Source organism: Nocardiopsis sp. N85, from assembly GCF_028882275.1.
Lineage (GTDB): Bacteria > Actinomycetota > Actinomycetes > Streptosporangiales > Streptosporangiaceae > Nocardiopsis > Nocardiopsis lambiniae.
The window spans coordinates 99,620-118,066 of the sequence record NZ_JARBUT010000012.1 but is presented as its reverse complement, the minus strand read 5'-3'; the positions used below and the strand labels follow the sequence as shown (position 1 = coordinate 118,066).

Annotated in this window: 17 protein-coding genes; 2 read left to right on the top strand and 15 right to left on the bottom strand. The window is 72.1% G+C overall.

Annotation, left to right across the window (positions count from 1 at the left end):
• Positions 1-142: 142 nt before the first annotated feature.
• The gene (locus tag PWG71_RS17955; RefSeq protein ID WP_274810944.1) at positions 143-1,678 is read right to left on the bottom strand and encodes a TIGR02677 family protein; all 1,536 of its coding nucleotides are present in this window, start codon (positions 1,676-1,678) and stop codon (positions 143-145) included.
• Between the two features lie 312 nt (positions 1,679-1,990).
• Between PWG71_RS17955 and PWG71_RS17950 the strand changes: the two genes are divergently transcribed.
• On the top strand, positions 1,991-3,676 hold the full coding sequence (locus tag PWG71_RS17950; protein ID WP_274810943.1) for an ATP-binding cassette domain-containing protein: 1,686 nt from the start codon (positions 1,991-1,993) through the stop codon (positions 3,674-3,676).
• Positions 3,677-3,691: 15 nt separating this feature from the next.
• On the opposite strand, the gene PWG71_RS17945 is transcribed toward PWG71_RS17950, so the two are convergent.
• The 9 genes from PWG71_RS17945 to PWG71_RS17905 form a co-directional block, all read right to left on the bottom strand.
• Positions 3,692-4,597, bottom strand: a complete 906-nt coding sequence (locus tag PWG71_RS17945) for a hypothetical protein (RefSeq protein WP_274810942.1) — start codon at positions 4,595-4,597, stop codon at positions 3,692-3,694.
• 128 nt (positions 4,598-4,725) lie between these two features.
• Entirely contained in the window at positions 4,726-5,967 is a 1,242-nt protein-coding gene (locus PWG71_RS17940; RefSeq protein WP_274810941.1) for a cytochrome P450 family protein, read from the bottom strand.
• Positions 5,967-7,187 (bottom strand): cytochrome P450, encoded by a 1,221-nt coding sequence (locus PWG71_RS17935; RefSeq protein WP_274810939.1) that lies wholly within the window; start codon positions 7,185-7,187, stop codon positions 5,967-5,969. Before PWG71_RS17935 ends, PWG71_RS17940 begins: the two co-directional genes overlap by 1 nt.
• A 77-nt stretch (positions 7,188-7,264) precedes the next feature.
• Positions 7,265-8,509, bottom strand: a complete 1,245-nt coding sequence (locus PWG71_RS17930) for a cytochrome P450 family protein (protein WP_274810937.1) — start codon at positions 8,507-8,509, stop codon at positions 7,265-7,267.
• 65 nt (positions 8,510-8,574) lie between these two features.
• Positions 8,575-9,792 (bottom strand): cytochrome P450, encoded by a 1,218-nt coding sequence (locus PWG71_RS17925; protein ID WP_274810936.1) that lies wholly within the window; start codon positions 9,790-9,792, stop codon positions 8,575-8,577.
• A complete protein-coding gene (locus PWG71_RS17920) occupies positions 9,789-10,397 on the bottom strand; it encodes a GTP-binding protein (RefSeq protein ID WP_274810935.1) in 609 nt (202 codons plus the stop codon). Before PWG71_RS17920 ends, PWG71_RS17925 begins: the two co-directional genes overlap by 4 nt.
• Entirely contained in the window at positions 10,378-10,737 is a 360-nt protein-coding gene (locus PWG71_RS17915; RefSeq protein WP_274810934.1) for a DUF742 domain-containing protein, read from the bottom strand. Before PWG71_RS17915 ends, PWG71_RS17920 begins: the two co-directional genes overlap by 20 nt.
• Positions 10,734-11,138: a roadblock/LC7 domain-containing protein gene (locus tag PWG71_RS17910; protein WP_274811056.1), complete on the bottom strand. Its 405-nt coding sequence runs from the start codon at positions 11,136-11,138 to the stop codon at positions 10,734-10,736. Before PWG71_RS17910 ends, PWG71_RS17915 begins: the two co-directional genes overlap by 4 nt.
• Positions 11,138-12,490 carry an ATP-binding protein gene (locus PWG71_RS17905; RefSeq protein ID WP_274810933.1) on the bottom strand — a complete coding sequence of 451 codons (1,353 nt, stop codon included), beginning with the start codon at positions 12,488-12,490 and terminating at the stop codon, positions 11,138-11,140. The genes PWG71_RS17910 and PWG71_RS17905 overlap by 1 nt, the downstream gene beginning before the upstream one ends.
• A 1,471-nt stretch (positions 12,491-13,961) precedes the next feature.
• Here PWG71_RS17905 and PWG71_RS17900 point away from each other — a divergent pair.
• Positions 13,962-14,345: an RNA polymerase-binding protein RbpA gene (locus PWG71_RS17900; protein WP_274810931.1), complete on the top strand. Its 384-nt coding sequence runs from the start codon at positions 13,962-13,964 to the stop codon at positions 14,343-14,345.
• A 67-nt stretch (positions 14,346-14,412) separates the two neighbouring features.
• Here PWG71_RS17900 and PWG71_RS17895 read toward each other — a convergent pair whose 3' ends face one another.
• The 5 genes from PWG71_RS17895 to PWG71_RS17875 form a co-directional block, all read right to left on the bottom strand.
• On the bottom strand, positions 14,413-15,216 hold the full coding sequence (locus PWG71_RS17895) for an HAD-IIA family hydrolase (protein ID WP_274811054.1): 804 nt from the start codon (positions 15,214-15,216) through the stop codon (positions 14,413-14,415).
• Between the two features lie 157 nt (positions 15,217-15,373).
• Entirely contained in the window at positions 15,374-16,138 is a 765-nt protein-coding gene (locus PWG71_RS17890) for an SCO1664 family protein (protein WP_274810930.1), read from the bottom strand.
• A gap of 7 nt (positions 16,139-16,145) precedes the next feature.
• Positions 16,146-16,724 (bottom strand): DUF3090 domain-containing protein, encoded by a 579-nt coding sequence (locus tag PWG71_RS17885; protein WP_274810929.1) that lies wholly within the window; start codon positions 16,722-16,724, stop codon positions 16,146-16,148.
• A 10-nt stretch (positions 16,725-16,734) separates the two neighbouring features.
• Complete coding sequence (locus PWG71_RS17880; RefSeq protein WP_274810928.1) at positions 16,735-17,478, bottom strand: MSMEG_4193 family putative phosphomutase; 744 nt, start codon at positions 17,476-17,478, stop codon at positions 16,735-16,737.
• Between the two features lie 112 nt (positions 17,479-17,590).
• Positions 17,591-18,430, bottom strand: a complete 840-nt coding sequence (locus PWG71_RS17875; protein WP_274810926.1) for an undecaprenyl-diphosphate phosphatase — start codon at positions 18,428-18,430, stop codon at positions 17,591-17,593.
• Positions 18,431-18,447 lie beyond the last annotated feature (17 nt).

The following is an 18,447-nucleotide window of genomic DNA, read 5'->3' as shown; positions in this document are numbered from 1 at the left end:
GCCGGGAAACGGGCGGCGGTGGAACGTCCGCACACCCCTCGGGCGGCGGTGGAACGCCCACGCATCGGCCGGACGGCCGTGGGACACCCGCGCACCGGCCGGGGGTCGCGTCCATGCGCGGAGGCGGAGCGGTGCGCGGGGCTCATCGGGCGGCTCCTCGGAGGCGGGCGCGGGGGGCGAGTTCCAGACGCATGCCGGGCAGGTGGAGCAGGCCTCGGGTGGTACGGACGGTGCTGCCGGTGTCGCTGGGGACCAGGCGCACCAGGGTGCCCTCGTCGGTGCCGGTGGCCGACGACAGCCGGCCGGCCACGACGGCGCGCGATTCGAGGGCGCGGGTGATCAGGCGCAGCAGCACACGGGTGTCGACCTCGTCCAGGACCCGGTCGTGGGCGCCCTCCTCGGCCAGCCGGGCGGCGGCCTGCCGGTCGGCGGCGCGGTCGGCGGCCTGGCGGCGGCGCAGTTCGGCGCGGGCGCCGGGGTTGCGGCGCACCGGCTTGGGCACCCCCGCGGTGGGCGCCTTGCCGCTGCGGAACAGTGTCACCGACACCTCCACGCCGGGGGCGTCCCACCAGGTGGTGTTCGGGGAGATCTGCTCGTCGTCCTCGTGGGCGACGCCCAGGTGGCGGGCGGAGCGGACGTTGAACGCGGCGCCCATGAGGGCGTGCGCGGCCCCGTCGTCGGGGGTGTCGAACACCCATTGCGCCAGGTGGCGGAGCTGGGTGGCGCGGTTGACGCCGCCGCGTCTGGCCTCGGTGAGCTGGCGCAGCAGCGCGATGACCCCCGAGGTCGCCGAGCGGGTGGCGGTGTGCAGTTCGGCGGCGCGGGTGGGCGCGCCGCCCTCGGTGGTGAACCAGGCGCGCAGTGCCGCCCAACGCCGCCGCCAGTCGTCGAGTCGCTCGTCTCGGTCCATGAACAGGCGTTCGTCGGTGTCGGCGGCACGGGCCAGCAGCGTGGTCAGGCCGGTGTCCTCCACCTCGCGCACCGCCCGCTCCAGGCGGGGCTGGTAGCGATCGAGTTCGGCCATGAACTCGGTCATGTGGACGAGCAGGGCGTTCTTGTACTTGAGGAACGTGTCCGGGGACGCGTCGGTGGAGCGCAGGATCTCACCCAGGGTGACGTGGAACTGGGCGGAGCGGCGGCCCATGTCCTCCATCACCGAGTCCAGGCGGGACAGCCGACGGTAGACCTGTTCGGCGCGGCCGGTGAGGTTGGCGTCGGCCAGTGCGCGCAGGTCCTCCAGGACGTCGGAGAAGACCAGGCGGGACAGGTTGACGTCCTCGCTGCGGGCGTTGAGGACGCCCTCGACCGCCCGGTAGGCCCGGTAGCCGAGTTCGCTGAACTGGTAGACGGACTGGCGGTTGCGGTAGCGGGCGAGGTTGCCGGCGCGGGAGGCGTCGTCGAAGCGGTGCACGACCCGGTCGGCGTACAGCTCGTCGAGGCGGTTGCGCAGGTCGGCGGTGTCCGGGGAGGGCACCCCGTCGTGGGCGGCGGCGAGTTCGCGCAGGGTGGCGGCGAGGTCCTCGGCACCGGCCTGCACCCGGTGGACCTCGCGCAGCCGGTCCAGGGCGCGCAGGATCCACAGGTAGGTCACGTGGTCGTCGCGCCGGGTGAAGTTGAACAGCTGGAAGCGGTCGCTGATCGTGAGCGCGTCCAGGTCGAGAGCGCTGCGCTCGGCCACCCGTGGTTCCCCGTTCCCGTGTTCCCGTACGTCGTCGCGACCGCGCGACGGCGGTCGCCCCGTGCGGTCGGAATCGCCCCCGCCCGGCCGCCGGGCATTGGCCATTATCGCAGCGTGTGACGGCGTTCCGTCCCGGAGCGGGGGAACCTGTGGACAAGGGCTCTCGCGGTGGGTGTGACCTGGGGTTTCGGAGGTGTACGGGGGTGGAAAACCGGTTGCCCGTGGGTTCGGGCGCGTGACAGCCTGCCGGGGTGCGGCCGGACCGGGGACGGGCGCCGGGCCCTGTCGCCGATCCCCGGAGGGGTCACGGCCGTGGGCCACATCGACGTCAACCGGATCGGTCACACCCTGCCCGACGGGAGGGTGCTGCTGGACGAGGTCTCCTTCCGGGTCGGTGAGGGTTCCACCACCGCCCTGATCGGCGCGAACGGGTCGGGCAAGAGCACCCTGCTGCGGATCGTGCGCGGTGAGGTGCGCCCGCGGTCCGGCGCGGTCACCCTGGACGGCGATCTGGCGGTGATGGACCAGTTCGTCGGGCACGTGCGCGATGGGACCACGGTGCACGAACTGCTGGTGTCGGTGTCACCGGCGCCGGTGCGCGCGGCGCACTCCGACCTGGAGGCGGCCGAGGCCGCGATGATGGTCGACGACGGCGAGAAGACGCAGATGCGCTACGCGGATGCGATCGCCCGGTACGGGGACGCCGGCGGGTACGAGGCCGAGGTGGTGTGGGACCGGTGCTGCACGGCGGCGCTGGGTGTCCCCTACGAGCGGTGCCGGTGGCGCGAGGTGCGCACCCTGTCGGGCGGTGAGCAGAAACGGTTGGTGCTGGAGGCCCTGCTGCGGGGACCGGCGCCGTTGCTGCTGCTCGACGAGCCCGACAACTATCTGGACGTGCCCGGCAAGCGCTGGTTGGAGGAGGCGATCCTGGCCACCCCCAAGACGGTGCTGCTGGTCTCCCACGACCGGGAGTTGCTGAGCCGGGTGCCCGACCGAATGGTCACCCTGGAGTTGGGGGCGGCGGGGAACACGGCGTGGACGCACGGCGGCGCGTTCGGGACCTACCACGAGGCGCGTCGGGAGCGGTTCGCGCGGTTGGACGAGCTGCGCAGGCGGTGGGACGACGAGCACGCCAAGCTCAGGGCGCTGGTCGTGATGTACAAGCAGAAGGCGGCGTACAACTCCGACATGGCGTCGCGGTACCAGTCGGCGCAGACCCGGCTGCGCCGGTTCGAGGAGGAGGGGCCGCCGGAGAAGCTGCCCCGGGACCGGAACCTGCGGATACGGCTGAGCGGCGGGCGCACCGGAAAGCGCGCCCTGGTGTGCGCGGGCCTGGGGTTGACGGGGTTGATGCGCCCGTTCGACCTGGAGGTGCACTACGGGGAGCGGGTGGCGGTGCTCGGCTCCAACGGGTCGGGCAAGTCGCACTTCCTGCGGCTGCTGGCCGGGGGCGGGTCCGATCCGGAGGAGACGCCGCTGTCGGAGGAGGAGCGGGCGAAGGTGGCGCCGGTTCCGCACACGGGACGGGCCCGGTTGGGGGCTCGGGTGCTGCCGGGGTGGTTCGCGCAGACCCACGAGCACCCGGAGTTCGCGGGGAGGACGCTGCTGGACATCCTGCACCGGGGCGAGGGGAGCCGGAAGGGCGTTCCCCGGGACGAGGCCGGACGGGCGCTGGACCGCTACGAGCTGGCCCGGTCGGCGGAGCAGACCTTCGACACGTTGTCAGGTGGTCAGCAGGCGCGGTTCCAGATCCTGTTGCTGGAGCGGTCGGGGGCGACGATGCTGCTGCTCGACGAGCCTACGGACAACCTGGACGTGGTGTCGGCGGAGGCGTTGGAGGCGGCGTTGGACGCCTACGAGGGGACGATCCTGGCGGTGACGCACGACCGGTGGTTCGCCAGGGGGTTCGACCGGTTCGTGGTGTTCGGGGCGGACGGGCGGGTCTACGAGGCCGATGAACCGGTATGGGACGAGGGTCGGGTGCGGCGCGCCAGGTGAGGGAACCCCTCGGGTTCAGCGGACCGGGAGTCGGAGGTCGACGAGGGCGGAGCACTCCGCCAGGCAGCCGCCGACGACCAGTTCTCCGCCCGGGAGGGCGTCGGGCAGGTGGAAGACGGCGTGCGTGGCGGTCTCGGCGTCGAGTTCGCGTCGGCCCGCCGCGTCCTCCACGCGCTGCTCGCTCCCGTCCTCCGCCCGGTAGGCGGTCCCCTCCAGGTCGAGGGAGACGTCCTCGGCGGCCTCGAACTCCGCCGTCACCACGAGGGCGTGGTCGACGACGGAGCGGTAGGCGGTGATGAGGGTCGCGTTGACCCCCTCGGAGTCGGCGGTGACGTCCTCGCCCACGATGAGGGACGGTCCGGGGTCGGAGCCGTTGATGTGCAGACCGGTGACCAGCGTGTCGCGGCCGGTGAATCCGGTGTACTCGCCGCAGTCGGGGTCGTTGCCCAGGGCCGGGCACAGCTCGGCGCCGTCGTCGGTGCGGTTGAGCGAGGTCGGCGGGGCGGCAACGCCCCCGTCGCTCCAGGCCTGGGCGATGGAGGAGGTGTGCAGGAGGAGTTCGTGGGCGGCGGAGCCCTCCACGGTCAGGTGGAGGCCTTCGCGCATGCGGTCCGGGTCGTCGGTGGCGGCGAGCGCCTCCAGGTAACCCGTGACGGTCTCGGCGGGGGGTTCGCCGGTGGCGGGCTCCGTGATGTCGGTGGCCGGGGCGGAGGGCGGCGGCGCGGGTTCCCCGGTGGGCGAGGGCGTGACCTCGGGGGCCTGCGGGACGACCTCCCCCTCCGGGCTCGGCGGGGCGGCCGGGGCGTCGGTGATCCCGGGTTCCCGGGTGCCGCCGTCGGTGGGATCGATGGTCTCGGCACCGCCGCCGCAACCGGCGAGGAGGAGGGCGAGGGGCAGGGTGAGGAGCCTCGTCGCGACCATGTCCGCCCCTCTTCGTCGAGAACACACGACGCGGGGAGCTTATGGCCTTATGTCGCAAAAAGGGGCTTTTGCGAAGGCAAGGAGTTCACACGGAGCGGTGGGGCCGTCACGTGGACGGCCCCACCGTCTCACGGACGCAGTACGACCGGGAACTCCTTGAGGCTGTTGACCGACAGGGCCGAGGCGACTTCGAGCTCCTCGTCCGGGACGGCGAGCCCGAGGTCGGGGAAGCGCTCGAAGAGCATCGGCAGGATGATCCCCGCCTCCAGGCGCGACAGGGGCGCCCCCGGGCAGATGTGCGGGCCGTACCCGAAGGAGATGTGCCGCCCCTTCTCCCGGTCGGGGTCGAACACCTCCGGGTCCTCGCCGAACTCGGCGCGGTCGCGCGAGGCCGCCCCGTAGTGGGTGAGCAGCGCCTCGCCCTTCTCGATGATCCGTCCCCCGATCTCGACGTCCTCGGTGGCGAACCGGAACATCATGAGGTTGTTGGGCGGGTCGTAGCGCAGCGTCTCCTCCACGACCGCCTCCCAGGTGACCTCGCCCCTGCGCAGCCGCTCCAGCTGCTCGGGGTGCGCGAGCAGGGCGCGCACCACGTTGGTGAGGAGGTTGACGGTGGTCTCGTGCCCGGCCGCCACCACCGTCAGCAGGGTGAGGATGATCTCCATGTCGTCGAGACCGTCGCCGTCCTCGCTCGCGCGGATGAGGTCGGCGGTGAAGTCGTCGTGTTCGTCGAGGGTGGCGCGCTTGCGGGCGACCAGCTCGCCGAAGTACTGGAACAGGGTGCCGTAGATCCGGAGGTGCTCGCCCTCCTCCGTGGTGCCGGAGAACAGCTTGGCGTACATCTCGCCCAGGTTCTCGTACTCGGCCTCGGACACCCCGTACAGCTCGCCGATGACGGCCATCGGCACCCGGAAGGTGAACTCCGACTTCAGGTCCAGCGTCTCGGACGCCCTGGGCTCCAGGGCGTCCAGCGCCAGGCGGGTGATGCGCTCGATGCGCGGGCGCAGCCGCTCGACCCGGCGCGCGGAGAACGGGCCGGCCGTGAGCTGTCGCAGCCGTCGGTGGGCCGCGCCGTCCAGGGCCAGCATGTTGGTGTTGTCGGTGGGGATGGTGCCCAGCAGCGGCCACCCCTCGGGGACCCGGCCCTCCTGGTAGTCGGCCCAGTGGTCGACGCTCTTGCGGAACCTGGGGTCGTTGAGCGTGGCCTTGCTCGCCTCGTGGTGGGTGGTCGCCCAGGCCCGCACGCCGCCGGGCAGCTCCACCCGGGTGACGGGGCCCGCCCGGTACAGGCGCTCGCGGTCGGCCTGGACGTCGTCGGGAACGGCGTGGATGAGGGGGACGCCGTCGGCCGCCTGGTGGGGGCAGGACATCAGAGCACTCCTTGGGGGGTTGCGGGGGTGAAGGTGACCGGGAGCGCGACGACGCCCCGGACCCAGGGGGAGGGCCGCCAGCGGACCTCATCGGCGGGGACGGAGAGCTCGATGTCGGGCAACCGGTCGAGGAGCACCTCGATGGCGGTGACCGCCATCGTCTCGGCGAGTCCGCGTGCGGCGTGGGGGCAGCTGTGTTCTCCGTGGGAGAAGGACAGGTGGGCGTGGTTGACGCCGTGGCCGGTCTCGGGTGCCTCGGCCCGCAGCCGGGGGTCGTTGTTGGCGGCGGCGTAGCCGAGCAGGAGCAGATCGCCCTCGCGGATGAGGTTCCCGCCCAGTTCCACGTCGTGGGCGGCGAAGCGGCCCGCGTTCATCTGGGAGGGCGAGTCCTCCCACAGGACCTCCACGAGGGCCTCGCGGGCGCTGCTGCGGGCGCCGAACAGGGAGGCGCCGAAACGGTCGTCGGTGAGCATCGACCGCAGGGCGTTGCCGATCCACTCACCGGTGGTCTGGTGGCCGCCGCCCAGGATCGCGATGAGTTCGGCGTTGAGGTCCTCGTCGCCGTACCCGACGGCGTGGGTGATCATCCGGGAGACGATGTCGGGGCCGGGCTCGGCCCGTCGGGCGGCGATGAGCCCGGTGAACACGGCGACGATGCGCCCGTGGGCGGCGACGGCGTCGGCACCGGCGTTGAACACGGTGTTCATGTCGGAGGTGACGGCGTCGCCGGTGGCGTCGTCCAGGCCGAACATCCGGCACAGCACCAGGGCGGGGATGCGCTCGGAGTACCGGGAGCGCAGGTCGGCCTCTCCGGCACCGCAGAACCCGTCGATGAGGCGGTCGGCGATGCGGGAGATGAGCGTGCGCAGCTCGTGCGGGTCGGCGCCGTTGATGGCGTCGTTGACGGCGCGGGTGCGCCGCCGGTGGTCCTCCCCCTCCGCGGAGAGGAGGTTGGGCAGGGGGGCGAGCACCGGCAGCAGGGGCCAGTCCGGGGGCACCTTCTCCCAGGAGTTCCAGCGGCGGGGGTCACGGGCGAACGTGTCGGAGTCGCCCAGGACACGGTGCAGTTCGCGGTAGCCGATGACCAGCCAGGCCGGGATGTCCCCGTCCATGAGGACGGGCACGACCGGGCCGTGCGCGGCGCGCATCTTCCGGTAGAAGCCTTGGGGGTCGGCGTTGAAGGCGGGATCGTAGAGCCGGACCGGGGTCGTGGTGTCCACCGGGCACCTCACGTGTTCTGGGGGGCGGTTACGACGAACGGGGCGGGCCGCCCCGGCGGGACGGCCCGATCGCCGGATCAGGGGCGCAGGAGAACGGGGAGTTCCTTGAGGCTGTTGACCACGATCGAGGGGTGATGGCCCAGCTCCTCGTCGGGGACGGCCAGTCGCAGGTCGGGGAAGCGCTCGAAGAGCATCGGGAGGGCGATCCGCCCCTCCATGCGGGCCAGCGGCGCTCCGGGGCACACGTGCGGGCCGTATCCGAAGGACATGTGGCGGCCCTGGGCGCGGGTGAGGTCGAAGGTGTCGGGGCGGGGGTCCTCACCGTGCTCGGCGCGGTCGAGGCCGATCGCCCCGTAGGAGGTCATCAGGGCCTCGCCCTTGGCGATGACGACCCCGCCGACCTCGACGTCCTCGGTGGCGAACCGGAAGATGAAGTTGGAGGTGGGCGGGTCGAAGCGCAGGGTCTCCTCCACCACGGCGTCCCAGCCGACCTCGCCCTTCCTCACCGACTCGAACTGGTCGGGGTGGGCGAGCAGGGCGCGCACCGCGTTGCACAGCAGGTTGACGGTGGTCTCGTGGCCGGCGGCCACCACCACCTGGAGGGTGCCGCGCACCTCCAGGTCGCTGAGGGAGTCGCCGTCCTCGCCCGTGTCGAGCAGTTCGGTGGTGAGGTCGTCACCGGGGTTCGCGCGCTTGGCGGCGATCATGTCGTCGTAGTAGCGCTCCAGGGTCGCGTAGGTCTCCAGGAACTCCTCGGGCGCGGTGACCGAGCTGAAGAACTTCACGTACAGGTCGCGCAGAACGCCGTGCTCGTCCTCGGGCACGCCGTACAGTTCGCCGATGACGCTCATGGGGAGCTTGAAGGCGAACTCGGCCTTGAGGTCGAGCGGTGCGTCGGCCCGGGACTCCAGGGAGTCGAGGAGTCCGCGGGTGATCTCCTCGACGCGGGGGCGCAGTCGCTCGACGCGGCGGGCGGAGAACGCCTTCGCGGTGAGCAGCCGCAGCCGCCTGTGCTCGGCGCCGTCGGTGCCCAGCAGGTTGGTGGGGGTGGGCGGGATGGTGCTGAGCAGCGGCCAGGTGCGGGGGATCCGGCCCTCCTGGAAGTCCGCCCAGTGGGCGATGTCCTTGACCAGCCGGGGGTCGGTGAGCAGGGCGCGGGCCTCTTCGTGGTGGGTGACCGACCAGGCGCTCACCCCGCCGGGCAGTTCCACCCGGGTCAGGGGACCCGCGGCGTGGAGGGTCTCCCGCTCGGCGCGCAGGTCGGTCACGTAGGGGTCCAGGACCACGGCGGCGGGGGAACCGTGGGGCACGGGGCAGGGCATGCAGACTCCTCGTCGAGGGTGCGGGGGGTGAGGGGCGCCGTGGTCGCGGGGAGGGCGCCCCGGGCTCAGAGGGGAGGGGAGTGGAGCGGAGGCGCGGAGGAGAAGACGACCGGCAGGCCGGTGACCCCGCGCATCCACGGTGAGGGTCGCCAGCGCAGTTCTCCGGCCGGGACGGCCAGTTCGAGATCGGGCAGGCGGTCCAGGAGGACCTCGACGGCGGTGACCGCGATGATCTCGGCCATCTCCCTGGCCGAGTGGGGGCACCGGTGATCGCCGTGGGAGAAGGACAGGTGGGAGCGGTTGGCCTGGTGTCCGCCGGGGACGCGGTGCAGGGCCGGGTCGCGGTTGGCCCCGGCCAGGCCGAGCAGGATCAGGTCTCCGGTACGGACGCGGTGCCCGCCCAGGTCCACGTCGTGGGCGGCGAACCGGCCCGCGTAGATCTGGGTGGGGGTGTCCTCCCACAGCACCTCGTTGAGGGCTTCGGAGACGCTGAGGCGGGAACCGGACAGGGAGGCGCCGAAACGGTCGTCGGTGAGCATCAGCCGCAGCGCGTTGCCGATCCACTCCCCCGTGGGCTGGTGGCCGCCGCCCAGCAGCACGATGAGTTCGGGGATCAGTTCCTCGTCGGTGAACTCCTCCCGATGGCCGATGAGGTGGGAGACGACGTCCGGTCCGGGTGCGGCACGGCGTGCGGCGACCAGGGCGGTCATCTCCGCCAGGAGGGTGCCCTGGGCGGCCATGGAGTCCGGTCCCCCGTCGAGCATGGTGGTCATGACCGTGGCCAGGGCGTCGCCGTGCTCCTCCTCCAGGCCGTACGCCCAGGCCAGGACCAGGGCGGGCAGGCGGGAGGAGTAGGCGGCGCGCAGGTCGGCGGAGCCCGCGGCGCAGAACCCGTCGATGAGGCGGTCGGCGAAGCGGGTGGTAACGGTGCGCAGTTCGTGCTGGTCGATGGCGGCCAGGGCCTCGGCGATCGCGCCGGCGCGACGCCGGTGCTCCTCCCCCTCGGCGTTGAGCACCGTGGGCATCGGCATCACCAGGGGCATGAGGGGCCAGTCCGGGGGGACCCGGTCCCAGGCGTTCCACCGGCGTGAATCGCGGGCGAACGTGTCCGGACGGGTGAGCACGTCCTGGAGTTCGCGGTAGCCGATGACCAGCCAGGCGGGGACGTCCCCCTCCAGGAGTACCGGGATGACGGGACCGTGTTCGCAGCGCAGGCGGTCGTAGAACCCACCGCCGCCCGCGCCGATGTCGGGGCCGTGGAGGACGACGGGTTCCGTGCTCATCGGGCGGCCTCGGCGACCAGGGAGCGGACGTGTTCGATCAGGGCGATGAGGACGCCCTTGGCGGAGGTGCGGTCGCGGGCGTCGCAGCGCAGCAGGGGCACCGCGGGGTCCAGGTCCAGGGCGGCGCGGATGTCCTCCAGGCCGTGGTCGCCCTCGCCGAAGTCGTTGTGGGCGACGACGAACGGGGTGCGCTGGGCCTCCAGGTGGTCGATCGCGTAGAAGGAGTCGCCCAGTCGGCGGGTGTCGACCAGGACGACCGCGCCCAGGGCCCCGCTGAACAGGCGGTCCCACAGGAACCAGAAGCGCTGCTGGCCGGGGGCTCCGAACAGGTACAGGACCGAGGTGGCGTCCAGGGTGATGCGACCGAAGTCGAAGGCGACGGTGGTGGTGTGCTTGTCCTCCACACCGTTCAGGTCGTCGATGCCGTCGCCGGCCCGGGTCATCGTCTCCTCGGTGTTGAGGGGGCGGATCTCGCTGACCGAGCGCACCAGGGTGGTCTTGCCGACCCCGAAGCCGCCGACGACGGCGATCTTCAGGGCCTGGTCGACGGTCGAGGGCAGGGACCGGACCGGGTCCGCGGTGGGTTCAGAGGTTGTGGAGTGCAACGAGGACCTTCTCCAACACGTCCGGGGAGGCGAGGGGATGGGCGGGCGAGGGGGCGGTCCGGGGGTGGCGCGCCGTGATCCGTCCGGTGTCCAGCAGGTCGGTGAGCAGGATGCGGGTCACCGTCAGGGGCAGACCGAGGTGCGCGGAGACCTCCACCACCGCCATGGGTCCGCGGCACGTCCGCAGGATCGCGGCGTGCTCGGACTGCATGTCGGGGGTGGGTTCGCTCTCGGCGACGATGAGGGTGACCGCGTCCAGGGACTCGTCGGCCCCGTCGCTGCGCCCGGAGGTGATGACGTAGAGGCGGTCGGGCGTCTCGTGGCGGTGGGAGCGGGTCATACCGTTCCGGTGGTGGCCCGGGGCGGGGTGGACAGGTGCTCGCCCAACTGCTCGACCAGTTCGTTCATGTTGTGGCCGACCAGTCCGGGGTCGGCCTCGTCGGAGGTGATGACGGCCAGGTGGGCGCCGGCGCCGGCCTCGACGATGAACAGCAGTCCGCCGTAGAACTCGGCCATGGCCTGACGGACACCGCCGCCGCCGTTGCCGAACTCCACCGAGGCGCTGTGGGCCAGGCTCTGCACCCCGGCGGCGATGGCGGCGAGATGGTCGGCGCTGTCGGCTTTCAGGCTCGGGGTGTGGCACAACTTGAGGCCGTCACGGGAGAGCACGAGGGCGTGCCGGGTGCCCGGTGTGCGCTCCAGGAGTCCTTCGAGCAGCCAGGTCGATCGTGCGAGGTCCATCATGCGTCCTTCGGTGTTCCGTTCTGGTCCTGACCGCGCACCGCCGCACGGAACGCCCCGAAGCCGCGGGGCGAGGTGGGCGGTCCGCTGTCCTCGACGGGGCGGGGCGCGGTGGCCTGGGCCGCCGCCAGGGTCTGCCCCCGGCGGCGTTGGGGCAGGCCGGTGTCCGGGTCGGTGGCGATGTCCGGGGCGTTGTCCGGGGCCGCGACCCGGACGGGTTCCGAGTCGGCCGGTTCCGGCCGCGCGGCGGGGGCGGATGCCGCGGGCAGGGGCTTGATGAGCTTGTTCGGAAGCAGCAGGACGACGGCGGTACCGCCGCGCGAGGAGGAGCGGAAGGAGACCGACAGGTCGTAGCGGCGGGCGATGCGGCCGACGACGGACAGGCCCAGGCGGCTGCCGGAGATGGTGGTGATGTCGGCGTCACCGGAGACGCCCTCGCGGGCGCGGCGCAGCGCCTCCTCCCCCATGACCAGGCCGCTGTCCTCGATCATGATCGCGATGCCGGCCTGGACCTCCTCCACGTGGACGTGGACCTCGGAGGTGGGCGGGGAGAACTTGGCGGCGTTGTCGAGGAGTTCGGCGACGGCGTGGATGACGCCCTCGGCGGCGAATCCGGCGATGGCCTGACGGGGCACGTTGTGCAGGCGCACCCGCCGGTAGGCGCCGATGCGGGCCATGGCTCCGCGCAGGATGCTCTCGACGCCGATGGCCCGGCTCCAGCGGCGGCCCGAGCGGGCCCCGGTGAGGACGGCGATGCTGTCGGCGATGCGCCCGGCCTGGGCCGTGCTGTGGTCCAGGTGCATGAGGTCGCCCAGGATCCCGGAGTCGGTGTCCCCGTCGCCGTACCGCTCCTGCATGCGCCGCAGGTCGGCGAGCATCGTGGTGGTGAGGGCCTGCATGCGCCCGGCGGCGGTGGCGCAGGCGACCATGGCGGCCGAACGGCGGCGCTCGGCGGTGGCGATCTCGGCGGCGACGGCGCGCACGACGTTCTGTCGGGCGGCGTCCTCGGGGAGGGGGATGCGGTGCAGGGCGGTCTCGGCGGAGTCGCCCTCGCGCAGACGCTCGACCAGACGCGGCAGGTGGACGCGGGCCAGGGACTCGGTGCTGACGTGCAGTTCGTCGAGTTCGGCGCGCAGGACGCGGACCGCGCGGTCGCGCCGGTCCAGGAACAGGGCGAGGACCAGGATCAGGAGGAGGGCGAGGGCGCCGACGCCCAGGGCCCAGGGGTGCCGTGCGTCGGGGAACACCAGCAGGGTTCCGCCCCAGAGGACGAGCAGCGCCGCCGGGAGGTGGGACCAGCGGGGTGATGAGAGCGGCGGGGAGCCCGCGCCCCGGGGGGTGGTGGTAGTCATGTCTCACGTCCGACTGCGGAATATCCCCTGGTCGTTCCGGTGGCCACACCGGTCGGACCGAAGGGGTGGGGGGTCAGGCGCGCACCGAATACGAGAAGGGACGCTTTTCCGCAACGCGTTCTTTTCGACGCACAGCGAGTCAACATATCACCAGATTCACACAAAGGGTATTGCGGAACGGCGAACGGGTGAATGCACCGACCCCCGGTCCGCTTTTCTCCCTCCTGGAGAACAGCGCTGAACTGCGGGAACGGTGTTCCGTGGGTCACACGGCCGGGCGGCGTCCGACCGGCGGCGGTGGCCGGTGGGAGCGCCGGTGGACGGTCAGGAGGAGGGGCCATCGGGCGGGCCGCGCTTCTTCGGGGCGTCACGGTGGTCGGACACCGGTCGGGCGGCGACGTGCCCTCGGAGCGGGGTCTCGGGGATCACGCGTCCGGCATGGGCCAGGACGCGGGCGGCGACCCCGGGCACGCGTCGCCGGGGCCGGCCGGGGAGGCGTTCTCCCGGGCGAAGGCGAACATCTCCTCGTGGGAGCCCTGCCACTTCTCGCGCAGGACCTGGAGCCGGGAGCGGCGTCCGCGGTGATGCCCGGAGTCCCGGGCGCACGGCTCCGGCCGGGCGCGGCCGGGCTCCTCTCGACGGGCCCGCGCGCCCGGGCCGTACCGCTGGAGGTCGTTCCAGGGGCGAGGTCCACGGGAGCGGGTTCGGCCGCGCGCGTCAGGGGCCGGACCGTCGGTTCGAGGAGTTCGAAGAAGCGACGGAAGCGGCCCCTCCCACCCCGGAGGCCCGGCTCCCGACGCGGACCCCCGGGAGGCCTTGACCCGGGTGGTCCCGCCCGGCGGGAGAAGGAGGGGGCCGCCGTCGCCGTGACGATCCTCCGGGGCGGACGGGTGGGGGATGCGCGCGTCGGAGAGCACGTGTAGGCGCGGATCCTCCCGAGGGGGTCGTCGATGTCCAGGAGTTCGCGGGCCTTGGCGAGATCGCCCGTGCGGACGGCGGGCGGCCCCACCGCCGGATCCCGATCGCGCCAGATGACACCGAAGGTGATATCCGCCTTCTCGACCTGGCGTTCCGCGATTTTCCCAACGCCCTTCCCAGGGAGTCCCAGGAGAAGCACAGCGAACTTATATCGGACATGAGACCACCTTCTTCACGTTTTTTGATATCGATAACGAAAGGCATGCAAAGCGATCATGTACACGAAAAGGGATCAGTCTCCATCGATCGGATACGGAACGTCACCGGAAGGTTTTTCCGCACTCCGTACCGGCCGCGGGGTGTGCATACGGAGGAGAGAGGGAAGGAGTGCCACAGGTCACACGCACGGCATCGCGTCGGTCGACTCCACGGCGATCCGTTGGGCCCGCGGGGATTCGTCCCGTGGTTCGAGCACGGACGCAGGGGAATCTTGGCGTATACGCGCGTGTTACACCCCGCGAGACCGCACAAGCGCCTGGGAGGCACCCACACGATGGCCGAGCGAGCACTGCGCGGCACCCGACTCGGGGCGACGAGCTACGAGAACGACCGCAACACCGACCTGGCTCCGCGGCAGGAGGTCACCTACGACTGCACCCGGGGTCACCGCTTCTCGGTCACCTTCGCGACCGAGGCCGAGATCCCCGTGGAGTGGGAGTGCCGCTTCTGCGGCGACCGGGCCCTGCGCCGCGACGGCTCCGGCGAGGAGCCCAAGACCGCCAAGCCGACGCGCACCCACTGGGACATGCTGCTGGAGCGCCGGAGCATGGAGGACCTGGAAGAGGTCCTCGCCGAGCGTCTGGAAGTGCTCCGCGCCCGCCGCCGCGAGGAGGCGGCGAAGGTGGAGGAGATCGCCAAGCAGCGGCAGAGCGCCTGACACCGCGCACATCGGGGGGGCGGTGGACACGATCCGTGTCCACCGCCCCTTCGTCGTCTCCGGGACCCTACTGCAAGGGGCCGAACGGGTCGTGGGTGGAGCCCACCAGTTCCTTGACCGACTCGATGACCCGCGTGGGGCGGTAGGGGAACTGCTCGGCGGTGTCCCGATCGGAGATGCCCGACAGCACCAGGACCGTTTGCAGGCCGGCCTCCAGGCCGCTGAGCACGTCGGTGTCCATCCGGTCGCCGACCATCAGCGTGTTCTCCGAGTGGGCGCCGATCCGGCGCAGGGCCGAGCGCATCATGAGCGGGTTGGGCTTGCCCACGAAGTAGGGGCGCCGACCGGTCGCCTTCTCGATGAGCGCCGCCACCGCGCCGGTGGCGGGCAGCGGGCCCTCCGCGCTGGGGCCGGTCTCGTCCGGGTTGGTGGCGATGAACCGGGCTCCGGCGCGGACCAGGCGGATCGCCCGGGTGATGGCCTCGAAGCTGTAGGTCCGGGTCTCCCCCAGCACCACGTAGTCGGGGTTCCTCTCGGTCATGACGTAGCCGACGTTGTGCAGCGCGGTGGTCAGACCGGACTCGCCCACCACGTAGGCCGACCCGTTGGGGCGCTGGGTCTGGAGGAACTGGGCGGTCGCCAGGGCCGAGGTCCAGATGGACTCCTCGGGGATGTCCAGTCCCGTGTTGAGCAACCGGGCCCGTAGGTCGCGCGGGGTGTAGATGGAGTTGTTGGTCAACACCATGAACGGGGTGCCGTGCTCGCGCAGCTCGGAGATGAGCTCATCGGCGCCCGGGATGAGGTGCTCCTCACGGACGAGAACGCCGTCCATGTCGAAAAGGTAGTTCCATTCGTTGCTCACGTGCCCCATTGTGCCCGTAACGACGCGGAACACGCCATTCCTACTCCCGGGTAGTCGATACTCCTCACACCCGGGGGACCTGCGGACCCTCCGCGGTCGGCGGTGTGGCGAGACGCTCCCGGGCCGCGTGCGCGACTCGGCCGGTGGCCCGACCGGGCCGGCGGGGTCACACGGGCGGCCAGGGCACCGCCGGCCAGTCCGGGGCGGGGTAGGGGTGGATGCGGTGCCCGATGAGCAGGTCGACCCGGGCGTGCACCGCGTAGACCTCCGGGCCGGTGAGGTGGCGGTCCAGCTCACGGGCGACCGTGCTGTCGGGGTCGGCCAGCAGGTCGCGCAGCCTCTCCAGCCCGACCATCGCGTCGTCGGGCAGCGGCGACCCCTGCCACTGCCACAGCACCGTGCGCAGTTTGTAGTCCTCGGCGAAGGACACCCCGTGATCGCAGCCGTACAGATGCCCCTGCGGGGTGGGCAGCAGGTGGCCGATCTTGCGGTCGGAGTTGTTGATGACCGCGTCGAAGACGGCCATGCGGCGCAGGGCCGCGTTGTCGGTCTCCCGGGACAGGGCGACCAGGTCCACGGTGGTGTCGCCGTGTACCCACAGCTGGGCCATGCCCTCGCCGAAGGGGCCGTCGCGGTGGACGGTGGGCGGGACGACGGCCCAGCCCAGCGCCTCGGAGACGGCGTGGGCGGCGACCTCCCGGCCGGCCAGGGTGCCGTCGGGGAAGTCCCACAGGGGCCGCTCCCCCGCCACGGGTTTGTACACGCAGGCCGCCGAACGGGATCCGTCGGAAACGGTGCAGTACAGGGTGGCGTTGGAGGCGGCGGTGAGCCGCCCCTCGACGGTGATCCCACCGGTGCGCAGCAGGTCGAGCCCCTCGGCGGGGGTCAGCCCCTCGAAGGGCCCCTCGATGGCGGTGTCGTCGTGCGTCAAGGCCGGATCAGACCAGACGGTCGGGGCGGTAGCCGTTCTGGCGCACGCAGATGTGCCCGGCCGGGTCCAGGGGGCGACCGCACAGCGGACAGTCGGGCCGACCGGCGGCGACCACCTTCAGGGCCCGGCCGGCGAAGGCCCGGGCCTCCCCGGGTGTGAGGTAGACGCGCAGGACGTCGCGGTGCGGCGGCCCCTCCTCGGTGAACACTTCGAGTTCGTCGTCGTCGTCGACGAGGTCCTCGCCGGCGCCCTCGTCGATCTCCTGGGCCTCCACGATGACGCGGGCGGCCTCGGCGTCCCAGGCCAGGGCCAGGGTGCCGACGCGGAAGTCCTGCTCGATGGGCTGTTCGAGGGGGCCGTCGTCCTCGGGGACGGTCGTATCGCCAGGGGGCGCGCCGAAGCGTCGGTGCACCTCTTCCAGTAGCTCCTCGATTCGGGTCGCCAGCGCCTCGACCTGTGCCTTCTCAAGGACGACGCTGGTGATGCGGCCCTCCCCCACCGCTTGGAGGAAGAAGGTGCGCTCTCCCGGCTGGCCCACGGTCCCGGTGATGAACCGCTCCGGCGGATTGAACTGAAAGACGGGCATGCCTAGAACCTTAAGGGATGTCGGTGACGCTGTGTTCGGCCCCGGCTCCACCGCCCACCGCCGCGTCCCCGGCGGCCTCGGCGGAGGTGGGCAGGACGGGGCCGGGTCCCCTCCCCGTGTCGTTGAGGACGTTGAGGAAGGGGCGGGTGCGCGTGTAGGTGATGGAGGTGACCGAGCAGGGGTCCACCCGCAGCCGTTGGAACAGGTCCAGGTGCAGGCCCAGGGCGTCGGCGACGATGGCCTTGATGATGTCGCCGTGGCTGCACACCACGTACACCGGGGGCGCGTCGGCGGGAGTCAACAGCAACCGGGAGTTCCAGTCGCGGACGGCCTCGACGGCGCGCGCGGAGGCGGCGGCCAGGGCCTCGCCGCCGGGGAAGCGGACGGCGGCCGGATGATCCTGCACGACCCGCCACAGGGGCTCGTGGGCCAGGTCGGTCAGGGCCCGGCCGGTCCATGAGCCGTAGTCGCACTCGATGAGCCGGTCGTCGGTGGTGATGGGGACGCCGAGGACCTCGGCGACGGCCTCGGCGGTCTCCCGGCAGCGTTCCAGGGGGCTGGAGAGCAGGGCGGCGGGACGCACCCCGGACAGCCGACGGGCCAGGTGTGCGGCCTGGGCGCGACCGGTGTCGTTGAGGTGGACCCCCGGGGCGCGGCCGGCCAGCCGGGGCCCGGTGGCGTCGGTCATCCCGTGTCGGACGAGGATGAGGGTGACCGCCTGCGGAAGGGTGTCCTGGGATGGTGGTGTCGCCATGGCCCCAGCCTAGAACGGTGTCGCCCGCACCGCCCACGTCCTTTCCCGCGCGGCGGCCGGAACGCGCACGGGCCGGCCCCCGGGAGGGGCCGGCCCGTGACGGGGCGAGGGGTCAGCCGACCCCGGCGCCGCCCTGCGGGTCCAGGACGCCGGAGAAGACGAGCACGAGGATCAGGACGCCGAGCGCGATGCGGTAGTACACGAACGGCATGAAGCTGTGCGTGGAGATGAACCTCATCAACCAGGCGATGACGACGTAGCCGACGACGAACGCCACGATGGTGCCGACGATGGTGGCGCCCCAGCCGGCGTACTCTCCGCCGCCGATGTCGAGCATCTTGTACAGGCCGGAGGCGAACACCGCGGGCAGGGCGATGAGGAACGCGAACTCGGCGGCGGCCGGGCGGGTGAAGCCCAGCAGCCGGCCACCGGTGATGGTGGCCCCCGACCGGGAGACGCCCGGGATCAGGGCCAGCGTCTGGAACAGGCCGAACGCGATGCCGCGCCCCAGGGTGAGGTCCTCCAGTTCCCGCTCGCGGCGGGCGAAGTGGTCCACGGCGCCCAGGATGAGGCCGAAGACGATGAGGGTCAGCGCGATGAGGCGCAGGTCCCGGAAGGTGCTGTCGATCTGGTCTTCCAGGAGCAGGCCCAGGACGCCGATGGGGATGGTGGCCAGGATGATGTACCAGCCCATGCGGGCGTTGACGTCACCGCGCAGGTCGCGGTCGACCAGGGAGCGCGACCAGGTGGAGGTGACCGCCCAGATCCTCTTCCGGAAGTAGACCACCACCGCGAGTTCGGTGCCGATCTGGCTGACGGCGGTGAAGGCCGCGCCGGGATCGGGCCACTGGAAGAAGGCCGCGAACACGCGCAGGTGGGCACTGGAGGACACGGGCAGGAACTCGGTGAGTCCCTGGATGAGGCCGAGGACGACCGCCTCGAAGATGGACACTCGGTTTCGGGCTTTCG